Below are 23,280 nucleotides of genomic sequence, written 5' to 3'. Positions count from 1 at the left end.
CTTCTTGATCAGGCCCCCAAGGTACGGGCCAGCTCGGTCAACGACTCCCGGGCAGCACGCAGGCTCGCGTCACCCTGCTCGATCAGAGGTGCCATCGCCGGAATACGTTGCGCCAAAGTCAGTTCCGCGGTGATGACGGAGACATCCATTCCCATCGACACCCCGAGCACCTGAACGAGTGGCGGGACGGTGTGATCGTTGGCCTCGTTTCCCGAGCCCGGCGCATAGGTGTTTCCGCGGCTGGAGACGATCACCACCGGCTTACCTGCCAGAGGCTGAGTACGCGTGTCGAAAGGCACCGTAGTCCCCAGGACGTGTACGTAGTCGATCCACGCCTTCAACGTGGACGGGATCGACCAGTTGTACATCGGCGCACCGATCACGACGACGTCTGCAGCGGTAAGTTGCTCGATGACCCGAGCCTGGAGTGCTTCCGCGGCGGGATCCGGAATCTCGCCCTCGACTCGCAAGCGTGGTGCATAGTGCAGGGCCGCGTCCGCGAGGTGCGGCAAGGGATCCCGGTGCAGGTCCAACGTCACCGTCGTGTGATCCGGACTGTTCTTCGACCACTGCTGAGCGAACAGTGCGGTCAGATCACGTGAGGTCGAGTGGTGGAGTTCGGCGGACGAATCGATGTGAAGTAGCTGTGGCATCCCTCATCACTACCAGAGCGCGCTCAACTCTTCTCCGCGGCTAGATCGGATTCCGCTGCGTACTGCGCCAGCAGGACTCGTTCGCGCTCGCGACGCGGATAGAAGAACGTCACCACCGCGGCACCGGCACACACGATGATGATCGCCGCGATGTAGGCGTTTGTATCCCCGTCCAGGAAGGCGTTTTTGGCGGCGGTCATGATTTGGTCCGCGTATTGCGGGTAGCGTTCCGCGAGAACTTCGGCGCTGGAGAAGGATTTGGTGAGCGCGGCCTGAGTTTCGGGAGTCACTTCGGATGCGTTCGGCGAGGACGAGATCGCATTTCCCAACGATTTTGCGTACCCGGCCGTGAGTATTCCGCCGAGAATCGACTGCATGATGGCGCCGCCCAGGTCGCGTTGCAGGTCCGAGGTTCCCGACGCCATACCAGCGCGGTGCACGGGAACGGATCCGGTCAGCGAACGCGATGCCGGTGTGCCGGCCAGACCGACGCCGATGCCGACAAGCGCATAGGCCAGCGCGACCTGCCAATACTGTGTGCTTTCGTTCCACAGGAACAGCGCGACGAACAAACCGAGAACCACGAACAGGTAGCCGGCGAGCAGCGTGACGCGGGCGCCGTACCTTTCGATCATGGTCGCCGAGCGCGGCGCGACGATCACCATCGCCAGCGCAGCCGGAATGATCGCCGCACCGGCTGCCAGCGTCGAGTACCCGAGGACGTTCTGCAGGAACTGCTGGCCGATGAACATCGCGCCCATGAGCGAACCGAACACGACCAACCCACCCACCGCCGCGACCCAGAAGGTCGGGCGCGCAGCTACGTGAAGATCGAACAGCGGATTGGCCGCGCGTCGCTGTTGCAGGAAGAACCCGATACCCGCGACAACTGCTATCGCCCCGAGCACCAGAGCCAACGTGCCCGAACCCTTCACCGGCGCAAAGTTGATGGACAACACCAGCGCCCCGATGAAGACGATCGACACTATGCCGCCGAGGTGATCGACTCGCTCGGTCGTCTCGTTGACGTGAGCGGGAACCAACACCAGGGAACAGATCAGTGCCACAAGGGCCAAGGGAAGGGTGACAAAGAAGACCGAACCCCAGTGAAACTGCTCGAGCAGCGCCCCCGAGACGATCGGACCGAGTGCTGAAATCGCGCCACCGATTGCCGACCACATGGCAATCGCCTTGGTTCGTGCCGGTCCGGCCCACAACGCCGTGATGATTGCCAGCGTGGTCGGGAACGCCAGACCTGCCGAGACGCCTCCGACTATCCGAGCGAGGAACAGCACTTCGAAGTTCCCGGCGAATCCCGCCACGATCGACGCCGGAATGGACAGCGCCATGCCGGTGACCAGCAACATCTTGCGGCCGTATCGGTCTCCCAAGGCCCCCAGGTAGAGCACCGTTCCGGCCAGGCCCAGCGAGTAGCCGACCGCGATCAGGTTCAGTTGCGTCTGACTGGCGTCGAAAGCCCGCCCGATATCGGGCAAAGCGACATTCGCGACCGAGAGATTGAGGTTCGCGACCGCAGCGACCAGGATGAGCGTCCCCAGGACGAGGGTGGCTCGATCCGGTGAAGCGGACTTGATGTCACTCGCCATGCGCGTGCTCCCATCGAGGTGGGACCCGAACCTGGTAGTTATGTCCGGATCATCCCAAACTCAAGATAGAACCCTCGTCCGGCGCTCGCATAGTGAACGGGTCCCTATTCGGGCACAATTTCAGCCAGGACGCCCTCGGCGCTGCGGGCGGCGACCAGGCAGGCGCGCGAGGTGAACCTGTCGAAGAGCGGATGTCTGGACAACTCGCGCCATCTGCGGACAGCCGCCGTGGCCCGCGCACGCTGCACCTCCGGCGATTCTTCCGGTTCGCAGCCCAACCGGTCACTTGCCCGGATTCCGTAGCCGCCGATCAGTCTTTGCAGTTGTGCCAGGTCGTCGGGTGGCAGATCCGTGTGTACCGAACGAAGACGCCCGAGCAGGCGAAGTTCGTGAAAGCCGTGAACATCGGCAAGCAACCGTTGCGCCTCCGCCGCGATCTGATCGCCTTCCTCGCTCGGATCGGCTTCGAGGATTCTTCCCAGCGTCACCAGCGCCGTGTGCGATTTGAGCTGATCTGCCCGCTGCCCGAATTGAACGTCGATCACCTGACGCAGTTCGTCCAGGCCGCTGCGCTCCAACAATTCGGCCGCCAGGGACGGTGAATCAGTGGCCCCCAACTTGATCGACGTCACGGCGAGGCGAATTCCGAAGAGCCCGAACCGATCGGCCAATTGCGCCCGCATGGCCGCATCGACCGGCAGCGGACTGTCCTGCCTGGCAAAGCGATCCGCGGAGAGGAGCGCAAGGCTCAGATCCTCGGCCGGAACCTGCGCGAGCGCCGAGAAGGCCGCGAACTCGCTCTGCCTCATCGTCCGAGCAGCGAGCGCGAGCAGACCTGCCACCGGAACCACCGACTGGCACAGGCCGGTTCGCTCCAACTCCTCGGCAAATCGCGCCGCGACGTCCTTCGCCGAAGACAACGCGTCGAGCCTGCCTGCGCCGACCTCATCGGCACGCGAGAGAACTCCGATCACTCCGAGTGGCCCGGATTCTCCGCCCACGTGATCCGCGATCTTCCCGAGGAACTGCATGTCACTGGCGTTGAGAGCCCGCAGGAGGTAGACCACTGCATCCGCGCCTGGTGCCTCACCGTCGGGAACGAGCATGTCCCAGGTGCGGGCCGAGACCTCGGTCGAGAGCGACGAAGTGCCCGGTGTGTCGATGATCGTCGTACGAGCCAATGCCGAAGACGGCCAGTCGACGTCGATGCGGTCCACCGAGTCTGCGGTGTACTCGCCCAGATCGAACGTGAGCCTGCCGTCGCGGCGCGTCACCGGCACGTTGAACTCGGCACCGTTCTCGGCCGTCGCGGTCACCTGCGGCGTCGTCCCGTTCCGATACCAGGTGACGACGCGTGTGCATTCCGTCGCGTCGGTAGGCGCTATATCCTGTCCGACAAGCGAATTGAGCAGCGTCGACTTACCCGCTTTGAGGGAGCCGGCGAGCGCCACCCGGAGTGGCTCGTCGAGCCTGGCCGCACATTCTTCCAACTGGGCGCGCGTCTGCGGCTGATCGGCGTAGGCACGTCTGGCGTGGTCGATCAGGGCGTGTGCCGACTCCACTGCGGTCACGGTGGTCGTGGCATTCATGCGTTGGTCACCTTTGCCGAGGCAGGAGCGGGAGTTTCGCCGATCAGCGTTCCGGCAACGGCGTCGAGCTCCGCGACGACGCGCATGTCGGTCTCCAGACGCTTGATCCGAGCGGCATGTTCACTCGACTCCAACTGCGCGGCTTCCTGAGTGGCGCGGAGGGATTCGTTGATCGAGCGCAACGCCTGCTCGGCGATGTCGGTGAAGTGATCACGCAACAGCCGCTGCACCAGGCGTAGGCGATCCTTCGACTCCTTGCCCACCTGGAAGCTGACGTCGTCGGCAAACCGTCGGATAGCCGCTTTCGCCTCAGCGCGACGCTTGAGCACCTGAGCCTGCTTGTCTTCACGATAAGCCTTGGTGCCCAGCAGAACCCCGGCGCCGATGGAGATCGGGTTGACCAGAGCCATGCCCATCATCGTGGTGATCAAGCCGAACATGAGCACGCCGCCGTACGAGCCGCGCATGCCGACCAGGACTTTCTGAGTGATGCCGATTCGGCCGGATTCGAGGTCCGCCAATGCACCGACCGGTTCCAGGAAACCGTCGGTGTCGGCGACGTCGAGATGCGGGAGCGCGACGTCACCGGTCTCCGCAAAGTGCTGCGCCACAACTTCTGCCAGCCACTGTGCGCGATCATGCGCCCACACGAAGTTGTCACCGATCGCGGTGGCGATCTCCTGTTCGAGCCACTCCCCCACGACGTCCCAGTCCTTACCGGGATCGCCTTCGTCGACCGTCTCCTCGGCCTGGCGGGTCACCCGGCGCAACCGGTCCCGGAGGTCGTGATCGATGTCGGCGGCGAGGTCTGCGATGCCGTCACCGAGGCTCTGCTGCCACAGTGAGGTCTTCTTGTGCAGTTCCTCGGCCGCTGCCCGGGCACGCTGCAGTCCCGCGACCGCTGCCTGAGCGGTCGACGGATCCTTCAGCGCCGCAAGCTCACTGCCCATCTCCAACGTCAGATGCGCTGCCGCAGAACGCACATCCATCGCAACTGCGCGTCGAGTATTCGATTCGGCACGCGCAACGACGTTGTCCCGCAAGAACTGATAGAGGTCCAAGAATCCGGATTCCGCTTCGAGTTCCTTGTCCCCCAGCCTCAGCGCGTGCGAGCGCAGTACCGAGGAGATCGGAATGAGCGGCAGATCCAACCCGGCACGCTGGAGATGTCCGCGATCGGCGTCGAGGATCTGCCGCCAGTGCGGGTACAGATCGGTCTTGCTGATCAGCCCGGCTACCGCAGGACACAGATTGACGACCTGGCGGATGAATCCCAGCTCCGGTTCGGTGAACTCCTGGCTGGAGTCCGACAGAACCAACACTGCATCGGCCGCAGTGATCAATCCCAATGTTCCTGCAGCATGAGGATTTCCATGACCGCCGACACCAGGGGTGTCGATCAGAACCAAACCGTCGGCCAACAGCGGACTGGGAACACCCACTTCCACACGCAGAACCTCACGCCCTTCGGCGCGAGGCGTGGCCGGGGTGATCCCCATCAGTTCCTCGAGCGGGAGGGGCACCCGAATGGGCGCCGCACCCGGATCGGCGAGAATCAGTTCGGCGACCGCGGTCTCCGCGTACTGAACTACCGTCGCCACGGCCGTGGTCTCGTCGTCACCGACCGAGCACACGTCGATGCCGAGCAGAGAATTGACGAACTGGCTCTTGCCCTGCTTGAGGGGTCCGACCACCACGATGCGAATACGCGGGTCGTTGACTCTCACCTGAGCGTTCTCGAGTCGGCGCACCAGATCCGTGCGCCCGAAATCCTTCGCCACGACGGCTGTTCGTTCGAGCAACGACGCCGTCGACGACGCGACGCGCGCCTTCCGGCTGCTTACCTGACTCGCTGAATCACTCATGAGCTACGTTGACCCGCAATTCTTCCCGACTCGAATATCCGGCCCTGCGAACGCATAGCGCACGCAGGGCCGGATTTGTTACATCAGGTCATTTTGACCGATTTCAGTTCCTGCGTCAGCAGATCAGGGATGCAGGTGATCGACAACCGCAACCGGGTCGATGTGATCGACCGGCGCTGCAACCGAATCCTCGGCGAAGAGCGAGTGTTCGGTATCGGCGCTCAGACCCGAAGTGGAACCCGAACCGAAAGCATCGGTCGCATCGATCGACGACCACGGGTTCAGCGCACCGGTCAACGAACTCGTCAGGTCGGACACTCCGCTCACTGCTCCACCGAGGGATCCGCCCAGGTCAGCGACTCCGCCGCCGCCAACGGTACCGCCGCCGTCGACTGTGCCACCGGCAGCTGCGGCTGCGTCGGCACCGATCGAACCCGTCACGTCGGTGACTGCTCCGACAGCCCCGCCGAGCGATCCACCGAGATCGGTGACGCCGTTCAGTGCGCCGCCGAGCGACCCACCCAAACCAGCCGCAGCGTTCGTGGCCGCGTCGAGACCTGCTGTTGCGTCGAGACCTGCGGTTGCGTCCAGCGCGCCGCCCACAGTTGCTCCGAGGTCGCCGGTCACACCGCCGAGGTTCAGGCCTTCTGCCGCGATGCTTCCGAGGTCGACGGAAGGCAGTTCAGCGGAGATCGGGCCGAGGTTCACAGCGCCGAGGTCGACGGAGGGCAAGTCGGCACCGATCGAACCGGTGTCGATTCCGCCGAGGTTCAGTGCCGTGTCCAGCGCTCCACCGAGTGCACCTTCGGCACCGAGAACGCTGTCGAGAGAGCCCCCCAGCCCGAGGCCTGCGCCCAGCGCACCGTCCAGCGCGCCGGTCAGGTCCGTGCCCACGGAACCGACAGCACCCAAGCCGCCTGCACCTGCGAGAGCGGTGTCGAGAGCCGCAGCGACACCGGCTGCCAAGCCTGCTTCACCGCCCAGACCGAGTGCACCACCGAGGTCGATTCCGGTAAGTCCGCCTGCGCCCAGCGCTGCGTCGAGAGCGCCGCCGAGACCGCCCGTGAGCCCGGCATCGACGCCGAGTGCCGAACCGAGAACACCCTCGAGGGCCGTCGACAGATTCGCGCCTCCGCCCAGAGCTGCCGCGAGGTCTGCGCCGAGACCACCTTCGAGGTCGAGTGCTCCCCCGAGCAGTCCACCGAGTGCGCCACCCAGGTCGGCTCCGACCGTTCCGCCGGCACCGAGGGCGCCGGAGAGTGCCGCGCTGAGCTGCGCGCCGAGGTCTGCGCCGCCGCCGAGTACGGCGTCGAGGTCGAGTCCGCCGCCGAGACCCAGTGCTGCGTCGAGTGCGCCGCCCAATGCAGTTTCCAGACCGCCGCCGACGCCGAGTGCTCCGCCGAGGGCGCCACTCAGGGCAGCACCGAGATCGAGGCCGCCTGCGATATCGGTGAGAACGCTGACATCCGTGATCGCGCCGAGGACGCCACCGAGCGATGCACCCAGATCGGCGCCGATCGTGCCGCCGGCTCCCAGGACGCCCGAGAGCGCGCCGGACAATGCCGTGCTGAGGTCGCCTGTCAGAGCGCCGGCAAGATCCAGGCCGCCGCCGAGTGCAAGAGCGGATTCCAGTGCGCCGGTCAGGCTCGCACCCAGTTCGCCGCCGATGTCAAGGAGACCGCTGAGGTCTGCTGCGCCGCCGAGGAGTCCACCGAGAGCCAGGCCGAGATCGGCTCCGAGGTCACCACCGATGGCGAAGACGGGTGCGAGAGCTCCGCTGAGCCCTGCCGTCAGGTCGAGTCCGCCGACTGCGCCGATCGCGGCGTCGAGGGCTGCTCCCAGCTCCGCAGTCAGACCGCCGGTCACACCGAGGGCGCCGCCCAGAGCCGCGCTGAGCTGTGCGCCCAGATCGAGAGCTCCTTCGAGATCGAGTGCGCCGCCCAAACCGAGACCGGCTTCGATCACAGCGCCGAAGGCTGCGCCGAGTTCGGCACTGATCTCGCCACCGATGGCAAGCGCAGCGCTGAGGGCTGCTGCGAAGTCGCCGACCAGGTCGAACTGGCCGCCGAGGGCGCCTCCGACTCCGATTCCTGCACCGGCGCCGAGACCCAGGCTGCCGCCGAGGCCACCACCGAGACCACCGGTGAGTCCACCACCGAGTCCGAGACCGCCGCCGATTGCACCGGCAGCGGACGCACCGGCGTTGACGATCGCGGACAGGTCGGCGCCGCCACCGGCAAAGAGTCCGGACTCGGCGACCAGCGGAGCGACCGCGACGATGTCGGCGGGGCTGACGTCGCACAGACCGGCAGCATCGAGTGCCGCGGTCGGGTTGGCGCAGTAGTTGGCAGCTGCCTCGTCGTCACGAAGTAGCCCGAGGATGAATTCGAGTACGGCGTTCGTTGCCATGGCGGGTTCTCCTGAAGTTCGTTGACCGGGTTGTTGCCGGTGGGTAGTTGCCGGTGGTCCGGAAACTGGTGCGCTGCCAGAGGTAGCGAGTGGAATCAACGCTAAGAACTTTTGCGACTGGGGCCAACGGGGAGCACCCCCCCTCTTCTCCAGGGACAGGTGGGGAAGCCCCCCATTGGGCTACGCCCGGTCGGAATAGGGGATTTGCCCCGATTAGGGGATCGGTCCCCTACTTCGTCGCGACGCCTCCGATCCGGTAACGATCTAGGTCCTGAAACCGACATCGCAGACAACCGCGACAGTCCTTCTGTCGCCCACGACCAGGGGAGTTCGTTCATGGCGGCAGGGCTCGGCATCAGCATCGGTTCGGCCACTCTCGTAGCTGTCACCGACGGCTCGACCGGTGAAACGCAACAGGTCCGCTTACCCAGTGCGCTGCAATTGGACGACGGATCCGTCATCACCGGATTTGTCGAGCGCGTCGGGGACCCGATTCCGATACTTGCCGCCGACGGTACCGAGTACCGCGGCGAGGCTCTCGCGGCGACAGCGGTCGGCGCACTGGTAGACCAGGCAGGCGGTAACGAAGGGCCAACTGTCGTCCTGGCTCACCCGGTGGGGTGGAACCGCCACACAGCACGCACCATGGAGTCCGCTCTGGACGACGCCGGAATTCACGGGGCGACTCTCGTCGCCGAACCCGCAGCCGTCATGGCGTGGCTCGCCGCTTCCGGAACTGTCGTCAGCGACGGTCTGACCGTCGTCTACGACCTCGGTGCTCGCTCGCTCGACGTCACGATGATGTCCACGACCGACGGACGAAGCGAGATATTCGGTAAGCCGCTGCGCAGCGAGGACATCGGCGGCGACGAATTCGATCACCTCGTCACCGTTCACCTGCTCGATGCGGTTTCCGACCAGTTCGCAACCCTTGATCCCTTTGCACCCGAGACGATTGCAGCGCTGGAAACTCTGCGCGAGCATGCCCGCGCAGCCAAGGAGGAACTTTCCACCGAGACGGAAACCGTTGCCCGCGTGGCGCTTCCCGGTGCCGTCAGCGACGTTCGACTCGTTCGTTCCGAACTCGAAGATCTGATCCGGCCCGCCCTCACCGAATCGGTGGCATTGGTTCGCGAAAGCCTGCGATCTGCCGGCGTCGAGTCCAGTGACGTCAATCAGGTTGTCCTGGCCGGCGGAAGCTCGTCCATTCCCCTTGTCGCCGAACTACTGTCGGCGGAGCTTCGTGTCCCGGTGATCGCCGACGCCGATCCAGCGTCGTGCGCGGCGTCCGGCGCCGCGACCCTCGCACTCGACGCCAGAGACTCGCAAGTGCCGGCCGCTGCCACTGCAGTGATTCCCGCCGAGCCGTCTCGCAAGCCCGCACCGGTTCCCGCCTTCTCCACTCCGTTGCTTGCCGAGCCGACCGAAGAAGAGAACACGGCGACTCGACGCTCGTCGAGGGTCGGCGTCGTTGCTGCAGTGGTGGGAGCATTCATCGTGCTCGCCGCAGGCGGGCTCGGAATCGGAACTGCCATGGACAAGATCAACGTTCCGTCCAGTTCGGCGAACACCACCAGCGAGTCCACCTCCTCGACCGCTTCGACCACCGCGGGCTCTACTCCCGGCAGCACCACGGCAGCGGAAGCGGCAGGCACCGGATCCACGACTGCGAACAACGGCACTCAAAGCAATCAGCCCGGTTCTCCTGCTGCCGCAGGCGGCTCGACGACGGCGCCGGGGGCAGTTCCGGTTGCCGGCGCACCGGCGGGATCCTCGCCCGCACCGGGCGAGACCGCTCCGTCGGCGCCTGCACCTGCCGCACCCGGCGCCCCGGCGCCCGCACCTGCTCCCGCCCCGGCACCAGCACCCGCACCCGCGCCTGGAGCCGGCGTCGGGACCGGTGTCGGTGACGCTGCGACCGGCATCGGAAACGGAGTCGGCGGTCTGGTCGACGGTGTCGGCAACGGAGTCGGCGGCGTGGTCGGAGGTCTCGGTAACGTCGTCGGTGGTGTCGGAAACGTGGTCGGTGGTGTCGTCGGCGGCGTCACCGCACCGATCCGCTGACCGGCGGTCTTTCGATGAACCGTGACAACGGCACCGAATCGTCGTTCATCGCAGGACTTTTGCGCGACGTCGACCTGACTGCATCGCCACTGCGCCTATTCGTCACCGGGACCGATGCCAGCGCTCGGCCCCAAGTGACGAGGGTTGTACGGAAGCGAATCGAATCGGGTGACAAGCCCGTGGTCACCGCAGTCACGCATGACGTCCCCGCCGACGCGATTGTGGTGATCGCGGACGCGCAAGCTCTGACCTCCGATGAAATCCGTGCCCTGAAAGAGCTTGTCCAACGTGACGACCTCGGAGTTGTCGTAGCCTCCGATCGGATCGATCCACCACTCGCACCGATCTACTCGAACATCTCGAGTTTCGGCACCGTGTTGCATCTGAACCCGTTGAACCGAAACGATATTCGGAAGATCGCGGCCGAGCGAAGAGTCCCGCTCGACGACCGCGCCGTGGTGGCGCTCGAGCATCTGTCCGGTGGTTCCTTCGGGGCGATCGAAGCGTACTTCGCCGCCGCCTCGGAAGGCCGCCTGGAAATGCCGAACGCCATACGCACACACATCCTCCACCAGGTCACCGCTCTGCATCCGATCGAGCGCGAGATCCTCGAAGTTTCACTCGCCGTCCCGGACATCGACGCCTTCGAGCTCGATCTGGGACAGGAGAAGTTCAGCCTCACAGCTGCATTCGACCGGGCACTGGCGACCGGACTGTTCGGTTCGCGATCACCACTCGTCGCGAGCGTGCTCGCCGAGTCGACGAGCACCGGGCGTATCCGCAGCGAGCTGATCAGAATCGTCGAATCACGCGCACACACGAGAACCCTCGATATCGACGCAGCACGAAGACTTTTCGACTCCGGAATCCGCCACCGCGATCTCACGGGTGTACTACGAGACGCCGTCGAGGCGAGCACGCCGGCGGTCGCGGCAGATCTCTTTCGCCGCGTGAATTCGATCGAGCCTCTCGGCGTGGCCGACACGCTGCTGTACGCCCAGGTCTCGGCTCGCAGTGGTGACCTCGACACTGCCTGCCGTCTGGCCGATTCCGTCATCGCCGCACCCGATCTCGACGACGCGAGATTGGCTGCGGCGGTGCGAATCCGCGCAGCTTCGTCCGCAGCATGCGGCCAACTCGGCGCCGCTGCAGATCTCTACACCTGGCTGGGGCCAGGGCGCACCGGAAACGAATCCCCCTTCGTCGCAATCACTTTCCTCGGCATCGGCAAGGTCGATGACGCGAACGCCGCGCTCACCGGACACACCGGATCACCGTCGAGCTCGACGGTCGGCGCTACCACACTGGCCAACGGACTGATGCAATCGGTCACCGGGAGCGCGCCGAGTGCGCTCAACACGATGTCGCGCGCACTCTCGCTCCCCGGCGGAGCCGACACATCTGAATTCCAGCCTGATTCCGCCCCGGCGCTGGTAGCTCTTGCACTCCTGCACAACGGCGCCCATGAACGGGCCGCCGCTGTCGTCACGGCCGCGATCGCCGCCGACGACGCAAGCAGCCACACGTGGGCGCGACTTCACCTTCTCGGCGCCTGGATCGCGATGGTCCGCGGGCAGGACACGATTCTCGAAGACCTACCGCAGGAGGTAGTCCGCGGCCCCCTCCGTGAGCGTGACGCACTGTTTCTGCATGCTCTGATCGTGGGTCTCGCTCGGCGTTCCGGCGATCTCGCCCAGCTGCGTCGAGCTTGGTCGGGCGCGGCAGGCACCCTCTCGTCCTGCAGCGTTGATCTGTTCAATCTGCTTCCCATCGGCGAACTGTGGCTTGCGGCAGTACGGCTCGAGGAGACCGAGCAGGTCGAGCATCTCGTCGACGACGCGCGCTCACTCCTCCGCGCGCTCGGCGAGCCGCCGCTGTGGTCGTCGCCGCTGCATTGGTACGGCGTCCAGGCGTCGATCCTCTCGCAGTCGCCGGCCGATCTCCTCCCACACGCCCATACACTCGCCGAATCAGCCAAAACTCACACTTACGCAGCCGGTTTGGCGATCGCCGGACGCCAGTGGCTCCTACTGATGCAAGGCAACGTCGACGCAGACGGTGTCGAAGCCGCCGCACGAACGCTCAGTCGGATCGGACTCCCGTGGGACGCCGCTCGCCTCGCCGGCGAAGCAGCGCTGCGCACCCCGGACACCAAATCGGCCACGGCACTGCTCCACGTTGCGCGCTCGCTACGCACAACGTCGACGGCCGAGACAAGTGCAACCGATACCGCCACAAGTGCGGCGCCACCGTCGGTGCTGACCGAGCGCGAACAAGAAGTTGCCGAACTCGTCGTCGTCGGACTGACGTATCGGGAAATCGGCGAACGCCTCTACATCTCCGCTAAAACCGTCGAGCACCATGTCGCACGCATCAAGCGGCGCGTCGGGGCGCAGTCTCGTTCGGAACTGCTCACTATCCTTCGCAGCATGACACCGCCGAACAAGTAGTTAGCTGCATATTGTCCAGAGGGTTGCGTATATCCGTTTAAGTGATAGTTTTCACAGGAATCAGGACATGCCTGCCGAGCAAAGTTCGGTAACTGTGAAACGGGGATCGCTATGAAGTGGGGAGTCGGACTCGCCGTCGGCAACAAACGAAGCATTGCTGCGATCGCGAGACCTGACTCGGAGCTGGTGACCCTCGAACGCGAATCGGTTCTGCACCACGCCCCCGACGGCACCATGCAGCTAGGCGGAACCGCGGCGGGGTCCACCGGGTTGCGCGGGTTCCTCGACAGGGTCGGCACCGACGATACCGACAACTTCTCCGAGCACATGACGCGAGGGGAGGAACTGGTAGCGACAGCGATGTATTGCCTGGTCAAGGAAGTCCGAACACTCACCGATCAGAACCTGAACATCTCTGCGGTGATCCCCGCGGGTTGGTCGAGCGATTCCGTCGACGTACTGCGCGGCGCACTCGACAGCATGAATCTCGACGGCGTCGAACTGATTTCAGAAGATGAAGCCTCTGCGGCTTGGCTCGCGGATCCGCACGCCGACGACCGTGCTGCTCGCGGAGCCGCTGCGTTGGCCGCACCCTTCTCGATCACCTCTACCTGTCCCGAACCCCAGCCAACCGATTTTGCCGAGCCAGAGGACACCCCCGAAGAGTTTCCGCCGTTCGTTCTGATCGAACCGGAGCCGGAATCCGGCGTGGAGGCACCGGTCACGAAAGAACCGAGCATCGACGGTTGGCTGAATCGCCAGTGGCGGTCGGAGCGCCGACCGATCATCGCCGCAGCAGCCGCCGCAGTCTTTCTGACGGTGTCGGGTTGCGCGGCCGCGGTCATCATCGGACACACTCCGACCATTTCAGCACCCAGGATTCTCGACGCACAATCTTCCCTGTCCCCCGGGACGGACACAGCTGCCACCCCGACGAGTTCATCCGGGACAGGCACGCAATCAGCGACCTCACCTCCACCGGAAGTACCCGCTCTCGGCGCGCAGCCGACGGCGCAGTCGTGGGCATCCGAAGCAGAATCGACCTCATCCGAATCCCAGCCCATTCCGGTGAGTCCGGGCACCGGTACAGAGAAATCCACTACGGCGAACGTCCCCGCGCAACAGGGATCGCCGATCACCATCCAGATCGATCCCCTTCGGATCGAGAACCTGCCGCCGGTCGTCGGACCGCTGGATCCGGTCGATCCGGATACCCCGGACACTCCCGCCGTGACCGCCCCCACTGATACACAGACAACGCCGACGCAGCCGTCCAACCCGACCGACACAACCGATCCGGTGGTTCCGAATCCCGACATGCCCGTCATGCCATTGGCCCCGAGACCCGGAATGCCAAGTTAGACAGAATAATTCAACTTGCCGACAACAGGCACATATTCCTCGTCGAAACTTTTCCCCTATGGTGGGTGCGGTACCTACCGGCTCGGTGCCGGGGACTTGAAGGGATTTCATGCGTAACTCGTTGGCGATCCGCACCGCTGTGGTCGGCGCCTCGGCACTACTGCTCGCAGCTCCATTCACCACGACGGCATCGGCAGAGCCCGCCTCCGACACGCATGTCGAACAGCTCGGGGCAGATCAGCTTCCGGCTGAGCTGATCGAGGCGATCACACGCGATCTGAAGATCTCCCCACAGGAGTATCTGGACCGCGCTGCCAAAGCTCAGGAACTCGGTGCATACGCCCAGGAATTCAAGTCCGAGCGCCCTGGCGACTACGCCGGCTCGTGGATGGGACTCGACGGTCAACCCGTCGTAGCCGTCACCACCACCGAAGCTGCACGCATCGCGGCCGACGACGGTTACCGCACGCACGTCGCCCCCGTATCCGCCGACACCCTCGAGAAGACGCTGGCCGATGTCAACGGATGGATTGCCGGGCTGCCCAAGGAAATCTCACGCGCAGTCAATTCGGCGACTATCGACGTCCTGAACAACCAGGTCGTCATCGACGTCGCGAACAGCCCCGTCGGGCAGGCGCTCAATCTTCCGACCCTGCTCGAGAACACCAAGATCGTTCTCAGCCCGGACGGCGGCGGATCGGTTGATCCCGGAGCACTCGGCGGCGACACCTACATCACGTCGACAGGCCCCATTCGCGAGACACCGACCGAGAACATCTCGGTCTGCTCGTTCGGGTTCAACGCCGTCGACGATCAGAACAATGCTCTCAATATCAGTGCCGGACACTGCAATCCGGCCGAGGGTTCGAAGTCGCCCGTCTACCTGCCGAATCACGCGAACGTCGACGACAGTCAGTTGATCGGAGCATTCTCACAGTCTTCCGTCGGCAACAACGCCGGCGATCTCGATTACTCGGTCATCAAGTTCGACCAGTCCGGCATCGACGCGGGCCTCGACCGTGCTGCCGTCCGCGGTGCCAACGGGACCACCCTCGCGATCACCGGAACGGCACGTCCCGTGATCGGCGCTCCCATCTGCAAGTCCGGCCAGACGTCGTCCTTCACCTGTGGTGTCGTGGCAGCCGATCGCGTCGAAACTCAACTGGTCATGGCGGACGGTGATTCACGAACCGTTCGCGGATTCGCCGGCACCGCGTGCACCCTCGCCGGGGACAGTGGCGGCGCCATCGTCTCCGGAACCTTGGCTCTGGGCATCACCAGCGGCTCCAACAGCAGCGGAGCACCCAGTTGCAACGAAGCGAACCTGGTACTGGCGACCTCCGGTGGAACCTCGAATCTGGGTATTCCGGTCGGAGACATCCTCGACGCGGCAGATCGCGCTTCCGGTGGCGGTGTCGGTGCCGGAATCCGCGTCCGCACTGCAGGTTGACCAACCACTGATTCACGCACTGTGCCCGCCGATCCGTTTCGCGATCGGCGGGCACAGTGCTGTTGTCGGTCGGGGTCAGCGCTGTCTGCTCATGTAACGGGTGGGAATAGCGCGTTCGAACCCATATAGTCATGGTCGACTGTGATCGGCTCACCACAAGTCCGTGAGCCGTATCCGTGTGCTCCCAGGGGGGTGGTACACGGTCAACGAAGTGGAAAGGCCCACATGCGAAGCTCCATCGCACGTCGCGCCGCAGTGTTCGGTTCGGCCGCGCTGCTGCTCCTCGGACCGATCACCGCGGTCGCGAACGCAGAACCGAACGAATCCGGGGTATCCGATCAGGCAGCCCATCTGCCCGTCGAACTCGCCGAAGCCCTACAGCACGACTTGGCGCTGACGCCCGACCAGTTCGTCTCGCGTTCCGAACTCGCGCAGAAGCTCGCGGAGTTCGCCGCCATCGCGCGCGTCCAGTTTCCCGACTCTTTTGCCGGAGTGTGGCTCGACGACCTCGGTAAGGGCGTAGTCGCTCTCGCTGACGGTCGAGACAAGGATGCTGCCCGCGAGGCCGCCGAGAAGGCCGGTTTCGAGGTCAAGGACGTCGCGCAGAGCGAGCAGGCTCTGCAAAGTCAACTCTCGGCACTCAACACCTGGCTCGATTCGCAGCCTGCCGAGGTCGCAGACCTCGTGCGTGGCATTGCCGTCGACGTCGTCGGCAACGGAGTCGCCCTCACCGCCGATCCTGCCGCCGGCATCGAATTGCCTGAGTTCCTGAAGCGGACCGTCGTCCATACCGCTGCTCCGCTACTGGTTCCCCCGATCGTCGCGGACCTCATCCCCGCAACCGGATCCGCAACCGGCGACGCTGCACTGGGCGGAGACGCCTTCGGCGCAACCTCCGGTAACACTGGACTGCGTTGTTCATTCGGCTTCAACGGCACCGACGGTTCAGGACGCACAGTCAACATCAGCGCCGGTCACTGCGATCCCAACCGTGCCGCTGCCGGCACCTCGAACTCCAGCCAGGTCTTCCCGATGGTGAACAACCAGACCGGGCCCCGCGTCGGGTACTTCGCCAAGAGCAGCTTCGACGGGCGCGACTACTCGATCATCAACATCGACGACAACGCGAAGTACCGCTTCGAGAACAACAGCGTGCGGGTCCCGTTCAACCGCTCGGTCAACATCACCGGTACCGCCGATCCTGTCGTGGGCGCCCCGGTCTGCAAGGCAGGATCGACCACAGGCTTCAGCTGCGGCGTCGTCACCGGCGTCAACCGCGTCGCAAAGGTTTTGGATCACACCCTCGACAACGGCTTCACCACCAACATCTGCGTCCTGCAGGGTGACAGCGGTGGCCCGATCGTCTCCGGAACGTTGGCAGTGGGCATCACGAGTGCGTCCAACGTCGCCACCTCTCCCCTGTGCGAGATCGCTCAGGCAGAGACACTGTTCGGGCAAGAAGCCCCGACCCAGTACGCGACGCCGATCAACGACATCCTCGCCGCCAACCCAGGCCTGAAGGTTCGCGACTACTGATCACACGCATTCCTCGAGACAGCAAAACGGGCGCCACACCTTCTGAAGGTGTGGCGCCCGTTTCGGCGTTCGTGACGTTCTACTGGAAGAGAGTTGTTCCAGCCGGAGCGTTCAGAACCTTGATCAGGTCCAAGCCCGCGACGACGGCGGTTCCGCCGCCGGCGAGGATGGTACCGGCGACTCCACCGATACCGGCCCCTGTGACCATGCCGGGCAGGCAGCCGACGACCAGGCCGGGCAGACCCACGATGCAACCGATGACCGCCCCGACGATCGTGCCGGTGAGGCTACCGATCTGCGTGGCAAGCCCGAGCTGTGACTGGAACTTCTCGATTGCCTTCTGATCCTCGTCAGGCGAAGCAACCGGGGTGAACTCGGCAGCGACCGGCTTCGGCTTGGAGCTGGCCGGGTCCAGGTTCGGCTTGAGGGTGAGGGTCTTGCCGTCCTCACTGACGGTCTCGTCGAACGGGAACTGAACGTCGCCGAGGTTGAACGCGAGCGGAAGGCTCACGAGAGTTGCGCCCTGGCTGTTCTGCAAGTCGACGTGAGTTCCGTCGCCCGAGACCCGGAATGCTCCGGCGTCGATGGTGGTGACAACGGCCTGGTCGACGACCTCGGCGGTGTACGAAACGTCGGGTGACGTCTCCGGAGCTGCGTAAGAAGTACCTGCAGCGATGCCCGTAGCGGCAATGGTCATCGCTGCGACGGCCGCAGCTTTTCGAATGAACATTTTTGATCCTCCCCGGGATCGGGCGGGCGTCAGTCGATGACTCACACCACCCGTTTCCCCTGTGCGTGACGGGCGTAACGATAACAGCCGGTCGGTTGTTCTCACCTGCTCGGAACCCGACTTAGGGCTGCCTGACAGATGGACACCTGACGGGCACCGCCTAACGTGACGACCAGACATGTCTGCGTCTGGCCCAGCCCGTCCGACGCAGAAGATCGATCTCTCCAGGCCACGAGCGGTTACCAGCCGGTACCTACAGGCTGGTAATGCTAGTTACTGGCGGGTAACATAACGCAGGTTAGTATCAGTGGGCTGTCCCGAGGTGGCCGACGCGTCGCCCTGAAACGAAAGGCCGCGACATGAATGCCCTGACGATTACGTTGGGCACGATTGGTGCTCTGCTGAGCTTGGTGTGTTGGTACATCTTCCTCTCAGGCGCGCTGAGGATGTTCAACACCGTGCGCATCGGCCAGTCGGCACCCGATCGATGGCGCCCGTTCTTCCCTCGCTTCAAGCAGATGATCATCGAGTTCATCGCGCACACGCGCATGAACAAGTTCCGCAGCGTCGGCTGGGCCCACTGGCTCGTCATGGTCGGCTTCCTCGGTGGGTTCCTGCTGTGGTTCGAGGCCTACGGCCAGACGTTCAACCCCGAATTCCACTGGCCCATCTTCGGTAACACGTGGGCGTGGCACCTGTGGGACGAGATCCTCGGCCTGGGCACCGTCATCGGTATCACCACGCTGATCGTGATCCGTCAGCTCAACCACCCGCGTCTGCCCGCGCGCCTGTCCCGTTTCGGCGGCTCCAACTTCAAGGCTGCCTACGTCATCGAAGGCATCGTCCTGCTCGAGGGCCTGGGCATGATCATGGTCAAGGCAGGCAAGATCGCGACCTACGGTCACGCCAACCCGTGGACCGACTTCTTCACCATGCAGGTCGCGAAACTGCTTCCCGCCAGCCCCGTCATGATCTCGGTGTTCGCATTCGTGAAGCTGATGACCGGCATGATCTGGCTCGCGATCGTGGGCCGCAACATCACCTGGGGCGTCGCGTGGCACCGCTTCTCGGCGTTCTTCAACATCTACTTCAAGCGTGAAGACGACGGCACCGTCGCGCTCGGCGCAGCAAAGCCCATGATGTCCAAGGGCAAAGTCCTGACGATGGAGAACGTCGACCCCGACACCGACACTCTCGGCGCCGGAAACATCGAAGACTTCTCCTGGAAGGGCTGGCTGGACTTCACCACCTGCACCGAGTGCGGGCGTTGCCAGTCCCAGTGCCCTGCTTGGAACACCGGAAAGCCGCTCTCGCCCAAGCTGCTCATCATGTCGCTGCGTGACCACGGCTACGCCAAGGCCCCGTACCTGCTCGCTGGTGGACGCAAGGACATGGGCGGCGACGAGATCGGTCTCGTCGACAGCGAAGGCAATGTCAAGGAAGCCGCACTCGCAGCCATCCCCGAGGCCGCACGTCTCGAGGCCGACCGCAAGCTCGTCGGTGAAACCGTCGAAGGTGAGATGGCCCCGGTCATCGACGCCGAAACCTTGTGGAGCTGCACCAACTGCGGTGCCTGCGTCGAACAGTGCCCCGTCGACATCGAACACGTCGACCACATCATCGACATGCGTCGCTACCAGGTCCTGATCGAATCGGAGTTCCCCTCCGAGCTCGCCGGCCTGTTCAAGAACCTCGAGAACAAGGGCAACCCCTGGGGTCAGAACTCCAAGGACCGTCTCAACTGGATCAACGAGATGGACTTCGAGATCCCTGTCTTCGGCAAGGACGCCGACAGCTTCGAGGACTACGAGTACCTCTTCTGGGTCGGCTGCGCCGGCGCCTACGAAGACCGTGCCAAGAAGACCACCAAGGCTGTCGCCGAACTCCTCGCCACCGCGGGAGTGAAGTTCATGGTCCTCGGCGCCGACGAAACCTGCACCGGCGACTCCGCACGTCGTGCCGGCAACGAGTTCTTGTTCCAGCAGCTCGCGATGCAGAACATCGAGATGCTCAATTCGGTCTTCGACGGTATCGAGCAGAAGAAGCGCAAGATCGTCGTCACCTGTGCGCACTGCTTCAACGCCCTCGGCAACGAGTACCCGGAGGTGGGCGGCGACTACGAGGTCGTGCACCACACTCAGCTGCTCAACCGTCTGGTGCGCCAGAAGAAGCTGATCCCGGTTGCGTCCGTGAGCGAAGACGTCACCTACCACGACCCGTGCTTCCTCGGACGCCACAACAAGGTTTACGACGCTCCCCGTGAACTCATGGAAGCCTCAGGCTCCAAGCTCGTCGAAATGCCGCGTCACGGCGAACGTTCCATGTGCTGTGGTGCCGGTGGTGCTCGCATGTGGATGGAAGAGAACATCGGCAAGCGCATCAACGTCGACCGCGTCGACGAAGCGCTCTCCACCAACCCCAAGAAGATCGCCACGGGTTGCCCGTTCTGCCGCGTCATGCTCACCGACGGCGTCACTGCCCGCCAGGAGCAAGGCCAGGGCGAAGGCGTCGAGGTCGTCGACGTCGCGCAGCTGATGCTGAACTCCGTCACTCGTCTCGATCCCGCCCAGCTCGGCGAGAACATCAAGGTGATCCCACGCGAGAAGGCACCGGTCGCTGCTGAGGCAAAGGCCGAGACCGTCGAGCAGGATCGGGTCGCCGAAGTCGAGGAAGCTGCCGCGACTCCGGAAGCCAAGGCTGCACCGGCAGGCAAGGGTCTGGCCATGAAGGGCCTCGCCAAAGCACCAGGTGCAAAAGCTCCCGGTGCCAAGGCACCCGGCAAGGGGCTCGGAATGGCCGGCGGGGCAAAGGCTCCCGGCGCCAAGAAAGCGGCTCCCGCCGCAAGCGCGGAAGCTCCCGCTGACGAAGCTGCTGCACCGGCAGCACCTGTCGCAAAGCCCAAGGGTCTCGGCTTGGCAGGCGGGGCCAAGGCTCCCGGCGGCAAGGGACTGCAGATGAAGGGCGCCGCCAAGGCACCCGGAGCAAAGGCCGCTGCCGCGCCGGCAGCGGAAGCTCCGGCTGCTGAGGCTGCTGCACCCGAAGCTGCTGCACCCGTCGCCAAGCCGAAGGGTCTGGGCCTGGCGTCCGGCGCCAAGGCACCCGGCGGCAAGGGACTGCAGATGAAGGGTGGGGCCAAGGCTCCTGGTGCAAAGGCTGCTCCTGCTTCTGAAGCACCTGCTGCTGCTCCGGCAGAGGCTCCGGCTGCACCGGCAGAGGCTCCGGCCGCCGAGGCGGAAGCCCCGAAGGCTCCGCCTGCTGCCAAGGCCGGCGGACTCGGATTCAAGTCGGGCGCAAAGGCTCCCGGTGCCCGGAAGGCAGCTCCCGCTGCGGCCCCGGCGCCGGCTGCAGAGGCCCCGGCTCCCGAGGCCGAACCTGTGAAGGCAGAACCCGCTGAAGCGCCTGCTGAAGCGTCCGCACCCGCGGAAGCTCCGGCGCCTGCTGCCGCGCCGCCCGCCCCCAAGGCAGGCGGACTCGGATTCAAGGCCGGCGCGAAGGCTCCTGGCCGCAAGAAGTAAGCGCACCACACGCGAATGCCCTCACCGTCACGGTGAGGGCATTCGTGTTTGTGCGGGAGCCTTTGCCGACCGAGCACCCTTTCCCTCGACCCGACACACCGTCCAGCACACGGAAACCGGTGCTCGCCCTGTGCAAGTGGTGCTCACTCCCCCGCCAACTCGAGGCCGGCGTGTCAATCGGCGACAAGCATCACCGCACCGCGCGCACGCCCGACGCCCCTTTCCTGCTGCCGGCCGATGACGTATCGTCCCGGAGCGATGCCGGTCGCGCCGTGCTCCGGGTGGATGAGGTACGCGGTCACTCGGGTGTCGAGCATGCCGAGTGCAAGGCCCCGAGCATCTTTCACCGGCGTCGACCACGTGCACTCCCCTTCGTCTGCAACCAGACTGTGGGGGTTCCCTCCCGCCGCACTTCGCAGCAGTTCCACGCCGGAGAGCGGCACTCTCACAGAGCGTGTCCATGGCAGAGGCGCCACGATATTTGCGAGCAGCGAAAACGGGATCACGATGAGATCGCCTTGCGCCTGAAGTCCGTCGATCACAGGAATGGACACTTCCTGGTCCAGGTAGTCGAAGACATCGAGGCCGGTGAGGCTGGTGAGAGCGGACAAGGTCATGTTCGAGTTCATAAGTATCACCCAAGGTTTGAGGATTGAGGGTAGAGGGTTCGAGATTCAGGTTCGACGAACGAGACGGGAATAGTCGGTACCGGTGATGCCGTAAGTCCATCCGGCGGCATCCAACGCGGAGGTAAACCATCCGGGTACGTGAAGGCCGTATCGACGCCGATGCCCGTCGCGTTCGAGAGAACCGTTGACCGCGAGGAGAATCCGTCCACTTCGACCCCAGCCCTCCGGCGACGCGTAGAGCTGCAGCAGGCAACCGGCGTTACCGGGATCGTCGGTTTGGTCGACCAGTGTCAGGCCCGCCAGCTCGATGTAGGAATCCCACCCGATCCGCTCGATTGCACATCGACGGATCTCTACATTGCGCTCGTGTGCGATGCGTTCGGCGGTGGGGTCGAGCACTACCCAGTCTGGAACGATCGCTCCGTGTAGAACGAACGCCTGTGTACCGTCTACGAATTCGATTGCGGGGGAATCAGAATGATGCAAGCGCCGTGCTCCCTGCGCGCTGCCCGGAATCGGTTCGGCATGTAAGGCGGTGGGTCGTTCCGCCATGATGCACACGTCGTCGAACGCCCACCACCACCCGGTCGAGTCGGCCAGTGCGGTCTGCACGTCGAGGAGTTCACGGTCTTCCGAGCGGAAAGTCGCAAGACCGAATCGATGACATGTGTCGTAGTACGCGATTCGATGTGCGTCCTGCTGCCCGTACCAGGTCACTTCCCCGGCCACCGGAGTCGACATCGTTCGTATCGCAGCTGCGACGCCGTCGAACAGCGTGGTGTGCAACGATTCCCAAATGGACGCCCTGATCAAGCGCTCCCCCTGCCGGCGTTCCATCTGCCAGCCAGTTCTCCGACATTCGATTCGCGCGTCCATGCGTCGGCGCGATGCCGCAAACATGCTCGCGATATACCCGGAAGCGCAGTCGAGGCCGGTGCCGTCCAATGACATCTTGGTCGACAGTCCTTCGGTGACGATCAGGTCCGAACCAGCAGACGGCGACGGGACCCAGACGAACTCCGGTTTCGGGAGCCCGGAGCGCCGATACAGTTGCGCGACAGAGGCTTCTGCGGTGGTTCGATCAGCAGGACGAGTACACAATCCGCGTTCGAGCCATACGTCGCGGATCTTTTCCAGGGCCAGACTGTCTTCATCGAAGAGATTGAAGTTCTCGGGCAATGTCGCTCGATGTGATGCCGACGAGCGAATCGGTGCGGCGCTCACGCGACGGTGGCGGTGTCCGCCTTTCCTGTAGTCATAGTTGAACAGCCTGGCACGCGAACGCTGCGGACGCAAGGGTTTCCTAGAGCGCGACACCGGGAACCTGCCACCGTTTCCCCATACCGAACACCCTCTCCAGCGACGCGAAACCGGTTCGAACTGTGGACAAGTGGTGTTCACTCACGGCTATCCACACCCCC

General features: G+C 64.5%; 14 protein-coding genes. 6 read left to right on the top strand and 8 right to left on the bottom strand.

Annotation, left to right across the window (positions count from 1 at the left end):
• Positions 1–8 precede the first annotated feature (8 nt).
• From ACVZUB_RS06695 to ACVZUB_RS06675, 5 genes are all read right to left on the bottom strand, one after another.
• Positions 9–653 (bottom strand): FMN-dependent NADH-azoreductase, encoded by a 645-nt coding sequence (locus tag ACVZUB_RS06695; RefSeq protein WP_007726694.1) that lies wholly within the window; start codon positions 651–653, stop codon positions 9–11.
• Between the two features lie 23 nt (positions 654–676).
• The gene (locus tag ACVZUB_RS06690; RefSeq protein ID WP_007726692.1) at positions 677–2,260 is read right to left on the bottom strand and encodes an MFS transporter; all 1,584 of its coding nucleotides are present in this window, start codon (positions 2,258–2,260) and stop codon (positions 677–679) included.
• A gap of 104 nt (positions 2,261–2,364) precedes the next feature.
• Entirely contained in the window at positions 2,365–3,849 is a 1,485-nt protein-coding gene (locus tag ACVZUB_RS06685; protein WP_042452229.1) for a dynamin family protein, read from the bottom strand.
• A complete protein-coding gene (locus ACVZUB_RS06680; protein WP_007726689.1) occupies positions 3,846–5,714 on the bottom strand; it encodes a dynamin family protein in 1,869 nt (622 codons plus the stop codon). Before ACVZUB_RS06680 ends, ACVZUB_RS06685 begins: the two co-directional genes overlap by 4 nt.
• A gap of 123 nt (positions 5,715–5,837) precedes the next feature.
• Entirely contained in the window at positions 5,838–8,123 is a 2,286-nt protein-coding gene (locus ACVZUB_RS06675) for an IniB N-terminal domain-containing protein (RefSeq protein ID WP_482628256.1), read from the bottom strand.
• Between the two features lie 336 nt (positions 8,124–8,459).
• Here ACVZUB_RS06675 and ACVZUB_RS06670 point away from each other — a divergent pair, with 336 nt between their 5' ends.
• From ACVZUB_RS06670 to ACVZUB_RS06650, 5 genes are all read left to right on the top strand, one after another.
• Positions 8,460–10,187, top strand: coding sequence for an Hsp70 family protein (locus tag ACVZUB_RS06670; RefSeq protein WP_228401985.1), 1,728 nt, complete (start codon positions 8,460–8,462; stop codon positions 10,185–10,187).
• A 14-nt stretch (positions 10,188–10,201) separates the two neighbouring features.
• Positions 10,202–12,637, top strand: coding sequence for a LuxR C-terminal-related transcriptional regulator (locus tag ACVZUB_RS06665; RefSeq protein ID WP_063314854.1), 2,436 nt, complete (start codon positions 10,202–10,204; stop codon positions 12,635–12,637).
• A gap of 111 nt (positions 12,638–12,748) precedes the next feature.
• Positions 12,749–13,999 carry a hypothetical protein gene (locus ACVZUB_RS06660; RefSeq protein ID WP_482628255.1) on the top strand — a complete coding sequence of 417 codons (1,251 nt, stop codon included), beginning with the start codon at positions 12,749–12,751 and terminating at the stop codon, positions 13,997–13,999.
• Positions 14,000–14,108: 109 nt separating this feature from the next.
• Positions 14,109–15,449, top strand: coding sequence for a S1 family peptidase (locus tag ACVZUB_RS06655; protein ID WP_054187118.1), 1,341 nt, complete (start codon positions 14,109–14,111; stop codon positions 15,447–15,449).
• Between the two features lie 225 nt (positions 15,450–15,674).
• On the top strand, positions 15,675–16,985 hold the full coding sequence (locus ACVZUB_RS06650; RefSeq protein ID WP_007726683.1) for a S1 family peptidase: 1,311 nt from the start codon (positions 15,675–15,677) through the stop codon (positions 16,983–16,985).
• Between the two features lie 79 nt (positions 16,986–17,064).
• On the opposite strand, the gene ACVZUB_RS06645 is transcribed toward ACVZUB_RS06650, so the two are convergent.
• Positions 17,065–17,715, bottom strand: a complete 651-nt coding sequence (locus ACVZUB_RS06645) for a DUF8020 domain-containing protein (RefSeq protein WP_003943407.1) — start codon at positions 17,713–17,715, stop codon at positions 17,065–17,067.
• A 359-nt stretch (positions 17,716–18,074) separates the two neighbouring features.
• Here ACVZUB_RS06645 and ACVZUB_RS06640 point away from each other — a divergent pair, with 359 nt between their 5' ends.
• The gene (locus tag ACVZUB_RS06640) at positions 18,075–21,230 is read left to right on the top strand and encodes a (Fe-S)-binding protein (RefSeq protein ID WP_063314856.1); all 3,156 of its coding nucleotides are present in this window, start codon (positions 18,075–18,077) and stop codon (positions 21,228–21,230) included.
• Between the two features lie 173 nt (positions 21,231–21,403).
• On the opposite strand, the gene ACVZUB_RS06635 is transcribed toward ACVZUB_RS06640, so the two are convergent.
• Positions 21,404–21,859: a hypothetical protein gene (locus ACVZUB_RS06635; protein WP_003943690.1), complete on the bottom strand. Its 456-nt coding sequence runs from the start codon at positions 21,857–21,859 to the stop codon at positions 21,404–21,406.
• 45 nt (positions 21,860–21,904) lie between these two features.
• On the bottom strand, positions 21,905–23,083 hold the full coding sequence (locus tag ACVZUB_RS06630) for a DUF6745 domain-containing protein (protein WP_063314857.1): 1,179 nt from the start codon (positions 23,081–23,083) through the stop codon (positions 21,905–21,907).
• Positions 23,084–23,280: the final 197 nt, after the last annotated feature.

The organism is Rhodococcus sp. OS5, assembly GCF_056837585.1.
The sequence above is the reverse complement of the archived record's forward strand: the minus strand, read 5'-3'. Positions and strand labels throughout refer to the sequence as shown.